Annotated in this window: 12 protein-coding genes; 1 reads left to right on the forward strand and 11 read right to left on the reverse strand. The window is 47.8% G+C overall.

Annotation, left to right across the window (positions count from 1 at the left end; translation table 11 throughout):
• Window positions 1–2: 2 nt before the first annotated feature.
• The 7 genes from AC4EHJ_RS13475 to AC4EHJ_RS13505 form a co-directional block, all read right to left on the reverse strand.
• Window positions 3–500, reverse strand: a complete 498-nt coding sequence (locus AC4EHJ_RS13475; protein WP_490976143.1) for a DUF2243 domain-containing protein — start codon at window positions 498–500, stop codon at window positions 3–5.
• 63 nt (window positions 501–563) lie between these two features.
• Window positions 564–1,559, reverse strand: coding sequence for a GNAT family N-acetyltransferase (locus tag AC4EHJ_RS13480; RefSeq protein WP_490976144.1), 996 nt, complete (start codon window positions 1,557–1,559; stop codon window positions 564–566).
• 5 nt (window positions 1,560–1,564) lie between these two features.
• Complete coding sequence (locus AC4EHJ_RS13485) at window positions 1,565–2,227, reverse strand: Dph6-related ATP pyrophosphatase (protein WP_490976145.1); 663 nt, start codon at window positions 2,225–2,227, stop codon at window positions 1,565–1,567.
• A 281-nt stretch (window positions 2,228–2,508) separates the two neighbouring features.
• Complete coding sequence (gene fumC / locus AC4EHJ_RS13490) at window positions 2,509–3,891, reverse strand: class II fumarate hydratase (protein WP_490976146.1); 1,383 nt, start codon at window positions 3,889–3,891, stop codon at window positions 2,509–2,511.
• Between the two features lie 94 nt (window positions 3,892–3,985).
• Window positions 3,986–5,476 carry a UDP-N-acetylmuramoyl-L-alanyl-D-glutamate--2,6-diaminopimelate ligase gene (locus tag AC4EHJ_RS13495; protein ID WP_490976147.1) on the reverse strand — a complete coding sequence of 497 codons (1,491 nt, stop codon included), beginning with the start codon at window positions 5,474–5,476 and terminating at the stop codon, window positions 3,986–3,988.
• Window positions 5,477–5,697: 221 nt separating this feature from the next.
• Window positions 5,698–6,411 (reverse strand): hypothetical protein, encoded by a 714-nt coding sequence (locus AC4EHJ_RS13500; RefSeq protein ID WP_490976148.1) that lies wholly within the window; start codon window positions 6,409–6,411, stop codon window positions 5,698–5,700.
• Between the two features lie 86 nt (window positions 6,412–6,497).
• The gene (locus tag AC4EHJ_RS13505; RefSeq protein WP_490976149.1) at window positions 6,498–7,016 is read right to left on the reverse strand and encodes a P-loop NTPase family protein; all 519 of its coding nucleotides are present in this window, start codon (window positions 7,014–7,016) and stop codon (window positions 6,498–6,500) included.
• Window positions 7,017–7,254: 238 nt separating this feature from the next.
• Here AC4EHJ_RS13505 and AC4EHJ_RS13510 point away from each other — a divergent pair, with 238 nt between their 5' ends.
• On the forward strand, window positions 7,255–7,455 hold the full coding sequence (locus AC4EHJ_RS13510; protein ID WP_006830093.1) for a cold-shock protein: 201 nt from the start codon (window positions 7,255–7,257) through the stop codon (window positions 7,453–7,455).
• A 226-nt stretch (window positions 7,456–7,681) separates the two neighbouring features.
• Here AC4EHJ_RS13510 and AC4EHJ_RS13515 read toward each other — a convergent pair whose 3' ends face one another.
• The 4 genes from AC4EHJ_RS13515 to AC4EHJ_RS13530 form a co-directional block, all read right to left on the reverse strand.
• A complete protein-coding gene (locus AC4EHJ_RS13515; protein ID WP_490976150.1) occupies window positions 7,682–9,325 on the reverse strand; it encodes a serine hydrolase in 1,644 nt (547 codons plus the stop codon).
• Window positions 9,326–9,453: 128 nt separating this feature from the next.
• Window positions 9,454–10,491, reverse strand: coding sequence for a hypothetical protein (locus tag AC4EHJ_RS13520; RefSeq protein ID WP_490976151.1), 1,038 nt, complete (start codon window positions 10,489–10,491; stop codon window positions 9,454–9,456).
• 169 nt (window positions 10,492–10,660) lie between these two features.
• The gene (locus AC4EHJ_RS13525; RefSeq protein ID WP_490976152.1) at window positions 10,661–11,116 is read right to left on the reverse strand and encodes a GNAT family N-acetyltransferase; all 456 of its coding nucleotides are present in this window, start codon (window positions 11,114–11,116) and stop codon (window positions 10,661–10,663) included.
• Window positions 11,116–11,568 (reverse strand): hypothetical protein, encoded by a 453-nt coding sequence (locus tag AC4EHJ_RS13530; RefSeq protein WP_490976153.1) that lies wholly within the window; start codon window positions 11,566–11,568, stop codon window positions 11,116–11,118. The genes AC4EHJ_RS13525 and AC4EHJ_RS13530 overlap by 1 nt, the downstream gene beginning before the upstream one ends.
• Window positions 11,569–11,590 lie beyond the last annotated feature (22 nt).

Here is an 11,590-nt window from a genome sequence, read left to right on the forward strand (position 1 = left end):
TATCACCCTTCTTTCGCCGCGGATTTTTTCGACTGCTTCAAAAGGGCAATACCGATAACACTTAAAACCGCTCCAAAAAGATTCCACGCCAGATCATACGGCAGCAACTCAACACCATACCGAATTTGGTGTGTTTGTAAGACTTTGTGATCGATGATGCCGTCGAACAGCTGAAAGCCCCCTAATCCTAGGAAAACCGCAGCCACCCATCTTTTCATCCATACAGCGCTGCGCCTTCTGAGATCCGCAAACAGGAACAACCCGCCAATTGCCGCAAACCAGGCAAACGAATTCAACAATCCGTCGGCAAATATCCCAACGCGCGGAGTCGATAAATCGTAGAAATGATGCCATTGCAGCAATTGGTGGAAAATCACTTCATCCACGAACGCCATCCCTCCGATGCCGAACAGGAGCCCTGACAATAGATTACGAGAAGCGTATTCCGTGCGAAACTCTCCAGAATTATGCGCCTCTACTCGTTCCGACTGGACCTCCATCAAATCTCCTTCTTTCCTTTAGGATTTCTAAAAAATACCCTTCCGGAAAATCTTCAAACTCTTTCACTGGCCATGCGCCCAGGCAATGCGCGGGTCAATTTGGCGCGACATCCGCACCATGACCGGCTCGAACCCAAGACGCGGCCAGAAATAAGCAGCCAGGTGATTGGCCGTGCGCCAGTCGGCAAAAATATACTCGAAGCCGTCTTTCTGCAATTCCGCAAAGCAATGGTCGGCCATCGTCCTGCCCACTCCCCGCCCCCGCAGATTTGGGTTGGTCGATGCTGCTGGCAGCTCGATGCATTTTTCAGGAATGACCAGATTGTATGGATCGCCGTCTTTGTAATAAACATGGAATCCCGCTACCTGCTCTCCCTGTTCAGCAATCCAGACATAGGAATTCTCTTCTTCCGACAGTTCCTCATAACCCTTTTTCACTTCTTCCATCGTTTCTTTCGTGATGGGGTTCCAGGATGGCGCAGCCGTTTGGTGGATGCTGTTCCACAAAGCCATCTTCTTATACAACTGCACATCCTCCGGGGTGCCTCGACGGATCTTCAGCGGCGGTTGGGGCGCAATTTCTTTCGGTTCGTATTTATCCAGCGGCAGCAGCGCGTATTTTTGTTCAAAATAAAACGACTGATCGAGCCATTCATTCAGTAATTTTTGTTCCGCAAGCGGCACCATCAATGCATGATGGAAATAGCCATTTTTCACCCATTCCGCACCGGCATCAGCGTAAAGAAGCCTTACCAGCCGGGGATGCTCATTTTCACTGACTGCAATCGATTCGTAGCCCATCCACACGTAGCGCCCACGTTCAGCGCTTTCCTTGAACTCGTAAAGCAAATAACCGATAACATCGATGCCACGGACTGCGACAATGCCGCCGACATAAGGACGTTCCAGCATTTTGCGGATCACGCTTTCCGCTTCATCGATTTCTTCAAAACGCGCAGGCAGATAAGGGAAAGCCTTGCGTTCGCGTTCCTGCCTTTTCGCCAGCAGCACAGCCATTTGGCGAATATGTTTTTCTTCCATTCCCATAAACTGAATCATTGCCCTCACTCCTTGGTTTGAAGTTTCACATCAAGCATATGGTAATTTCCATTTATCACTTTATCGCCGAGTCTGACCGGCACCGCTTCGACAAAAATCGGTCCGTCGATGACCACCGTGTGAAATTCGCCTTCTTCGCCGCAAGGATCAATGCCGATCGCTTCCAGTTCACCGATCAGCTCTTCCGTGAATTCCCGGCCAAGAAATGCCCCATCCATCCGCGTCGTATCCACTACGGTAATGACTGCCTTAAAACCCGCTCTCACCAATTCCAGCAGCAAATCTTTGCGGGGCTCCTGCCACAGCGGATGGCTCGCTTCCATATTTGCTTCCGCGCTCACTTTCAGCACCCATTGCAAATGATCTTCCAAATCGATATCGCCATAGACGCCCATATCGATTCCTTGGGCCTTAAAGCTTTTTAGCTGGCGAATAAATTCTTCTTCGTATCCCGCCCAATCCGCTTTGCCGATGACAAGCGGCAATCCCATCCGTTCGGCCTGTGCTTCCATGACTTCCAACGGCAGGCCATGCGACCGCGACCGCACCCCGTCCGGTTCAAACATCGTAAACAGCGCCAGCGGCACATTGCCGGCCACCACTGCCCGGTAATACGCTAAAGCTGAATCTTTCCCGCCGCTCCACGACATCATAAATGTTTTTTGCATAATGCACCTCTTTTGTTCTGATTGTTCTTTCCGCTACCTACTTCGACGCCCGCCGAATAAAACCCTGCGCGGGAAACTCTGTTTTGAGACTGTTAAGAAGCTACTTATTGCCTTTTCACTGCGCTTCAACTCACTTTCATGTCTCAAAGCTAGCGCAGCGATGCAGAGACATGGACAGGAGCATGTGTTTTAGCGGAGCTATTTGCGAAATATCGGTATCCAAATCACCTTAACAAATGAAAAAGGCTATCGAGAATATCTCGACAGCCCTTTTCCTATATTCAGTTTCCAACCATGTTCTCCGGACGGACCCATTCATCGAATTGGTCAGCCGTCAAATGGCCGCTTTTCACTGCGGATTCTTTTAAAGTCGATCCATCGTTATGCGCTTGCTTCGCGATTGCAGCAGCTTTTTCATAGCCGATATGCGGATTCAATGCCGTTACCAGCATCAACGAGTTGCTTACGTGGTTCTGGATGACATCCAGGTTCGCCTCGATGCCAACTGCGCAATGATCGTTGAAGCTGATCAAGCTGTCTGTCAACAAGCGCACAGACTGCAGGAAGTTATAAGCGATAACCGGTTTGAAAACATTCAATTCAAAATTCCCTTGGCTTGCAGAGAATCCGATTGCCGCATCGTTGCCCATTACTTGCGCCGCTACCATCGTCAGTGCTTCGCTTTGTGTCGGGTTGACTTTCCCAGGCATGATCGAGCTTCCTGGCTCGTTGGCCGGGATTGTGATTTCGCCGATGCCGCTGCGAGGTCCGCTGGCAAGCCAACGGATATCGTTTGCGATTTTCATTGAGTCAGCCGCAAGCGCTTTAATGGCGCCGTGCGTATAAACCATTTCATCGTGGCTCGTCAATGCATGGAATTTGTTTTCTGCTGAAACGAATTTCGTGCCGACAGATTCGCTGATGAAGTCAGCGACCGATGGACCGAATGTCGGATCCGCGTTGATGCCCGTTCCTACAGCCGTTCCGCCAATGGCAAGCTCACGCATATGTTCTACGCTTTCACGCACCATACGTTCGCTCTTTTCAAGCATATGTCTCCAGCCGCTGATTTCCTGGCCCAATGTCAATGGCGTAGCATCTTGCAGATGCGTACGGCCGATTTTGATGACATCATTGAATTTCTGCGCTTTCTCATCAAGCGTCGCCTTCAATTTTTGGATTGCCGGGATCAGGTTTTCCGTTACCGCTAAGACACCCGCCACGTGCATTGCTGTCGGGTATGTATCATTCGAACTCTGTGACATGTTCACATCATCGTTGGGATGGAGTTTTTCCTCTGACGATTGTTCCTCCAGGATTTCGTTTCCACGGCGCGCCAATACTTCGTTCATGTTCATATTGGACTGCGTACCGCTTCCTGTCTGCCATACGACAAGCGGGAAATGGTCGTCCCATTTGCCTGCAATCACTTCATCCGCCGCTGCGCTGACCGCTTGCATCTTCGCTTCAGAAAGTTTGCCCAATTTATGGTTCGCTTTAGCAGCCGCTTTTTTCAGTTCCGCAAAGGCCATAACGACTTCATGCGGCATACGCTCTGTGCCGATTGCAAAGTTTTGGACGCTGCGCTGAGTCTGAGCTCCCCACATTTTGTCCGCTTCTACTTGAATTTCACCAATCGTGTCCTTCTCTGTACGATATTGCATTCCATTCACTCCAATTCAAAGTCGTTTATAAAGCTTCTCTTCTATATATAAACACAAGATGGCAGGAAAAAGTGATTTTCCGCAGTGAAATAAGCTATTTTAGCCCTTGGAAATAACTTTCGATAATCTCTTCATCTGAATGCGGCACAAACTCCCCGCGTATCTTCTGAGCCCCATTGATGCAGCCGCTCGACAAGAGGATAATGTCATCTGGGCCGCTCGCGCGCAATGCGGCCACTACCGCTTCACGGCGGGTAGGAACTGGCACAACTTGCTGTTTGTAAGGGACAGTGAATCCTTTAAGCACTTCATTGACGACGTCGTCCGGGTTGTTGAAGTCGGGATGGTCGACCGTGACGATAATGACGTCCGCCTTTCCTTCGGCCGCTTTTGCCATTTTCGGCATTTTCCCAAAATCACGGATGCCGATGCCTGCGATAAGCGTGATCAAACGCTTATGCGGCAACTTCTTCACTTCGCGCATGACCAAGTCCAGCGCGACTGGTGTATGCGCATAATCCAAAATGATTTTTCGGCCTTCCGGGCCTGCAATCATCTGGAATCTGCCTTCCACTTGCGGCATTCTTGGCAGCACTGAAATGATTTGTTCCATTGGAGCGCCGGACAATAGAGCTGCTCCGATAGCAGCCGTCAAATTGGCCGCATTGTATTCACCGAATAGCGGCACCTGCACATCAAAGACCTTTCCTTTGTAAATAAGGTCGAAGCGCATTCCCATTCCTGCGCCTTCAAGCCTCGTCCAGATCAGATCCGCACCTGAATCTTCAAAATGGCTGTAGGTCAGGCCAGGATAATTAACCACCGCTAAAATATCCTGCGCCATTCCTTTATCATCCAAATTGATGACGGCATTTTTCGCCTGGCTGAACAACAACAATTTGCTTTTCAGGTAATGTTCGAATGTTTTGTGGTATTCCAGGTGCTCTTCGGAAATATTGGTATGGATGGCTACATCGAAATTGATGCCTTCCACACGCTTTTGGTCCAGTGCAATCGACGAAACTTCCATTGAAACCGCTTGGTCGCCGTGAGAAGCCAATTGTGAAAAAATCTGATGGATATCCGAAGAAATCGGTGTTGTGGGGGTGCTTTTTTTATACGGGAATTTTCCATCGGAATTAAAGACGCCTGTCGTGCCGATGAACCCGCAAGCTATCCCGAGCAAATTAAATAGGTTATAAACATATGTGGCTGTTGTGGTTTTCCCATTAGTTCCAGTAACTCCGACTTTGATCAACCGGTCTTGAGATCTGCCGTGAAAAAGGATTGAAGCGTGTGCAAGCGCATGGCGCACATCTGCTACTGCGACAAACGAAACGTCTGGATAAAGCGGAACGTATTTTGACAACGCCGCCAAATCGGAGCCGATGATCGCCGATGCCCCTTTTTCCAATGCCTCTGGGATGTAAAGATGGCCGTCTGTATTTTCTCCAGTTACGCAAAAGAACGCCGCGCGTTCTGCCGCGTCTGCGGAATTATATACAATCGAACTGATCTCCTGCTTTTCAGGACCAAACTGATCAATGATTGAAAACTCCGGAATATGGTCGAATTGTATATTCATTGGACACCTCTTAGTATAGAATTAATGCGTTTTTTGAAATTCCCTCCAATATAGTCATGACATTATTCTATCATTTCCCTTCCCTACCGCAAACCGTTTCTTCCCTACTTCTATAATTATTTGTGATTCCATAGTCTTAATCAATTTCATTCAGACAAACTTACAAAAATACCCATTAGAAAACCAGCAAAAAAGCATTATCGCTTATTGCCGGCTTTGCATTAAAGAACAGGTTTTGCAAATTGAATTTCATAATAGCCTTTGGTGACCAGAAAGCCGATTCCTGCATAGCCTTCTTCGAGCAATAACTTCTGAGTCTCCAAGTCATCGATTTTGGCAGCCGTATGGTCCGTGTATTTAGGAGCAGGGTTTTCCAGGTCCTTAACCAGGATGTAACGCTGCATTCCATCATATTTCTCTTTAAAGGCGCCAATGTGCATATGCTGGGAAAACTTATCCTTGAGGCTCGGAATATTCATCGGGGCCACAGTGCAGCAAACATATCGGAACTGCTCTTCCATCTTCGGCAGTTCTTCCATGATCACTTCCGCCAATTTCTGTTGGAGCCTATTGCCGCGGTATTCGGGCAGCACCACCGAAATTTCCTGATAGATGACATGCGGCAATTCTTCCGCCGGCAGCCCGAGGTCATAGCCTAGATGCTCCTCATCGATTTCCGGAATGAGCAGCGCCCTGAAGCCGATCAATTGCCCTTCGGCGAATGCACCGACCAGCAACCCGCGTTCGTTCAATATGAAGAGGAATTCTTCTGTCGTCAGTGGCTGCAGCACCGCTTTATCCGGCAGCGAGTCAATGACCTTCTTTTGGACTTGTTCGATAATCGGCAAGTCCTCCAAATACAGCCGCTTCATATACATTGGCTGCTTTTCATGCAATTGCTGGTTTATGATAGTCCCTTCATATAGATGCGTCATGGCCATTCTCCTAATCGTCTAATTTATACCTTAAGAATAGCACGTCCCCGAAAAATCATCTTGCCTTTTTTCAAGCGGTTGGCTCCTTAATCTACTGTTTTCAGAAAACCCGCTATTTCTTTTTTGCCAGATAACAAGATCACCTTATTGCCATCGCGAGCTTCCAGGAAATTGCGCATTCTGCTGCGCATTTTCACTTTTCGCGCTGCATAGGTCGTCACGATAAACTTGAGAAATTCCCATTCCATCTTTTCCGGGCAGCCTTCCCCCATGTCAGGCCGGGTTTTCCCGATATTCGACAGCCAGCGCTTTAAGACACGGTACAGGCATACCCGAAGCGGCAACTCCAAATAAATGAAAGTATCAGCCTGAGCCATGCGAATATCGAAAGTTGAAGAATAATTGCCTTCAATGATCCAGCGCTCCCTTTTGACGATATTGTGCTGCACTAACCGAAACTCTTCCTTTTCCGCTTCTACCCAGCCCGGCTTCCAATGATAGGCATCGAGATGGTGGACAGGCAGTTCCAGTATTTCTCCAAGCTTTGCGGCAAAAGTTGACTTCCCAACTCCCGCAGATACACCAGCAACAATTATTTTTTTCATCTTTCAAGGCCTCCTTTTCGCGCTTTACCGCATATTCCGTGCGGTTTTCCGTACAGAATGTAAAGAGTAAATTATACAATTTCATCATTTGGCTTGCAATATGTAAAAACCCATGTTATTCTTAGGAAGAATTATTTTTGTTCGGATAACTTTTTATAAAGTGTCAGATGTCCATCTGCAAGATTTGAGCAAGGATAGTAATACAATGTATGCTCACGCATACGAGGAGGAAACACACATGGAACAAGGTAAAGTAAAATGGTTTAACTCAGAAAAAGGATTTGGCTTCATCGAACGCGAAGGCGGCGACGATGTATTCGTACATTTCTCAGCTATCCAAAGCGAAGGATTTAAATCTCTTGACGAAGGTCAAGAAGTAACTTTCGACATCGAGCAAGGCCAACGCGGTCTTCAAGCTACTAACGTACAAAAAGCTTAATTCTAAGCTACCTATTTCAGGCCCTTCTTCGGAAGAGCCTGTTTTTTGGTTCATCAAAAAAGCGCAGCCTAAGGGCTGCGCTTTTTTATTGCGTTGGATTCATTTGAAAATACCATTGGAACCCTAAAAAAATCAGAATAATCGCAAGCAATGTTCCACCAACGATAAAAATCGCTATTTTTTTCCCTTCCATGCCTTCACCCCATTTTAAATTAGATAACCGGTGTCATTTTTGTTCAATCAATGACCGTTCAACAAGTTTCCTCGCTTCATCTGCTCCTTCGCTGTGATTGGATAACACAGCAAGGATAGCTCCAGTTTCAGTATAATAGGCTGACTGGAAGCTGACGCCCGGATCCCCTCCAGTGACAAAGTATTTTCGCTTGCCGTCACGCGAAATCCAGACGCCGTAGCCATAATCATTGTAACGGCTCGATGCATGCGGCTTAAGCATCGTAGCAAGCATCTCCTCGGACACCAGCGACCCGTCCATTAAACGCTCCCAGAACAAAATCATGTCCCCCGCTGTTACGAAAGCGCCGCCATCCGGTCCGCCTTTAACTGGAACCGCATAATGGTTCGTCCGCCAGGAGTCGGCTTCACCAATGTAGCCATAAGCCGTTTCAGCAGGCAGTTGGTCAAGGCTGAAATACCCGGAGCCTGCCATGCCCGCCGGCCCAAAAATCCGTTGTTCTACAACCTCTGTAAACGGCTGCCCTGTCATTTTCTCAACTACCAGTCCTAGAGCGATAAAGCCGGCGTTATTATACTGGAATTGTTCGCCCGGTTGAAAAAGCATCTCTTTTTTATGGAAAAGGGGTATGAAATCCGAAGCAGATTTCATCAAATACATCGGATGTGTTTCCCAAAGCCCTTCAAAGCTGCCGTTTTGCTCTTCATCGAAATAATCCGGAATTCCAGATGTATGTGTCAGCAATTGATGCAGTGTCACATCGAAATGAGGAAATGCTTCCGGCAGCAATGACGACAGGCGGTCTTCAAAAGTAAGCTTCCCTTCTTCAACCAATTGGCATATCGCCACAGCCGTGAAGATTTTGCAGCCAGATGCGATGGCAAAACGGGTGCCCAGCGAATTCGGCCTTTCATTTGCGCGATCTGCAAAGCCTTTAGCAATCGTCCAAAGCTGATTTTTTTTCAGCAGAACAACACCCGAAAACCGTATGTTCTCAAGCTCTTCTTCAACAGGCTTGGACGGGCGCGTCTCCAAAAAATGCCCTTCTCCGTCAATTTCAATCTGGCGCCCATCCACCAGCTCAATTGCCAATGGATGAACCTCGCTTTTTTGCTTTGAAAAATACCATACACGCTTTGGAGCCACCAGCAGGATGAAAGCATCGCCTTGCCCGAGAAAATTCAATGCTTTCGCTTCAATCCCTTTATTGCCGCGCACCGGAATGTCCATATCCTCCAACTGCTCCCCGACCCTTTCAACGAACGGCGTCGTGATGCTCACTTCACTGATGTTGAGCAAGGAGTCTATCGTGAAGTCGCCCATCCGGTCAACGTTCCGACGGCCGATAAATTCAACGACATTGCCCCCGGGATCCTGGAAGTAGAAGGCGTCGGCATTAAAGTTGGCGTAGAAAACTTCGTCCATGCCTTCCTGCCGGTTCAGCGCAACCCTCGAAGCAGCCCAGCTTTTGGCTAACGTGAACTGGTTGCCGGGAATATTGAATGCAAAGTGGTAGACAGCTTTCCGCTCCGATTCTTTAAAGATCAAGGTGGAGCTGCCAATCGCCAATGTGAAGCTGCCATTGTCTTCTTCGACAATCCGGAATCCCATCTGGTATTCGTAAAATCCCTTCATTTCTTCTAATCGGTCTGTAAATAAGGTCACTTTCTTGAACATGAAATCACCTCTTGCTATTAGCATACCGAATGTTTATCCATTTTTCCTCTTTTTACATTAAACTATTCTGGCCATCCCGTTGTCGGACTCGCGCTAATCCCATCTTTCGGACAATAAAAAAAGGAGCATCATGCCCCTTTTAATGCTCCAGTATATTGCAGTTCTGACAAGTCTCGGCCGTCAGCCGCCCCAGCCAAAATCGCTTCCGCTCCAGCCAATGTTTCTTGCAGCGAAACCGATGCCGCTTTTTTCCCGCTGAACTCTTCTGCTACAAACAAAGGCTGGGTGAAATACGCTTCAAGCCGCTCGCCTCTGTGATAGATTTCCCTTTCGCTTTGTGGAATCCGCTCTATTCCATGGGCTGCCGCGATTGAACGCAATTCACGGTAACGGCGTAAAGTTTTTTGTACACGCTGACGAAGCTGCAGATGCCGTTCACTCACCTCTGCTTCTTCGAGAATTGAGGAAGCTGACTGCAGCGGACTTAAAGCAGGGTATTGATGCCGCGCCGCCAAATCCGCATCTAATTGCCACAGCGTTTCCAGCGGACCGAACGGAAAATCATCGTCAACCACTTCGCCGGAAAGATCTACCAATAGCGTCGTTACGGCTTGCCCTTGCAAGCCGTCCTGCAGCTCGAATAATTGTCCTGCATCGATGCGCCCTTTATCGGTGACGAGCACTGCATTGTCTCCGTATCGCTTTAAAAGATCCAAGGTTTCTGTGACCGAGCTGCTTGCATGGTCTGCCAGCTCCACGATGCCTTCAAGTTCCGGATGGAGGCTTTCAGGCATCCAATACACAGTTTTAAGCTCTGATCCTTTGAAGCGATGCAGCAATTCTGCGATGATGACGAGCTGCCCCATTCCGGGTCTTGCCACAATCCCCGTTGTACCGCCTTTGACTAGCGGTGCGAAAAAATCAAATGCTTTAATCTGCGTTTCAATCATTTTCATCTTCTCCCCTCGAATGATCAATTCATCAACTGTGCAATTCGCCAATTTTGCAAGGCCTACCAGCGTTTTGACTTCCGCTTTCCCCAAATCGATTTTACCGGTGCAAAGGTTTGATACAGTCGCAGATCGAATCCCGGCCTCTTTTGCAGCCGTTGTTAAATTGGGGACCCGTTTTCTCAATAAAGCACAATTCAATCTGATTTCCTCCATATTATCCCTCCTTCTATTACTTTTAATAGTAATTTAAATTACTTTAAAGCGCAAGTTTTATTTTAATAAAGCTAATTCTTCTTTTTCTGATGATGCAGCATTGCCATCAATACCTTGCCTCTTTTTATTTTTTTGCATAAAAAGAAACCCTTCCATATACGGAAGAGTTTCAAAGCCATTCGTATTCAAGCCGGACCATGTCCACGCATGGGATGCCGTTCTCGACAATCGGCTCCGGGTAATTTCTTAGAAAAAATCCGCGGTCTATGGACACCATCCGGAATCCGCATTTTTGGTATAGCACCAGCTGGCCAAGGCTTGAATTGCCAGTGCCGATCACAGCTTTGCGAAACCCCAGGCGTTTGGATTCTGCTAAAGCATGGAAGATCAATTTTTTTCCAAGCCCTTTGCCGCGAGCATTTTCAGCCACCGCAATGTTTTTGATCTCGATCACGGTGTCTTCCAACGGGAAGAGGACGAGCGCTCCGGTAACGCCTTCGCTATTTTCCAAGACGTAGACCCGGCTTTCAGCGCAATACGAACGGACCAATTTTTCTGAAGGATCCGCTTCAAGCAATAACTCCATTGGCAGCGGCTCTTCTTTTCCGAGCAGCCGGATGTCCATTATTTCGGTTCTTTGAACCCTTGTTCGAGCAGGTAGTCTTCTGCATCGCTAAACGTGCCGAAGGTTTCCTCGAGGTTCTTGCCCGTGTAAAGATTCCAGAACGGCTCTTCGTAGACCAGGTCCAATTTTTCATTTTCCCGGTTTGTCCATGCCTTGTCGTAAGGCGGCTCCGGTTCAAGCGACAGGTAATCGATTGAGTCAGCGACAATGCTGTGCAGCTCTTTTTCCGAGAAATCGCGGATGTTGACGAAACCTTTATTGTCCGCTTTGTATTGCGGCAAGTTGCCGACATAAACAAAGCCGTTGCCGGTTGGATGGAGATGGTAGACGACGATTTTCTTGTCGTACAGGCTATCTTCGTAATGGAAGTTCACGCGTTTCATCGACACGTCTTTGCGTGTCAGGTCTGGAAACGATTCAATGATTTTCAGTTTTTCTTCAAATGTAAGCACGTTGGAACCCCCGTTTCATTTA

The sequence above is a fragment of the Planococcus sp. TJ-301 genome, from assembly GCF_058268475.1.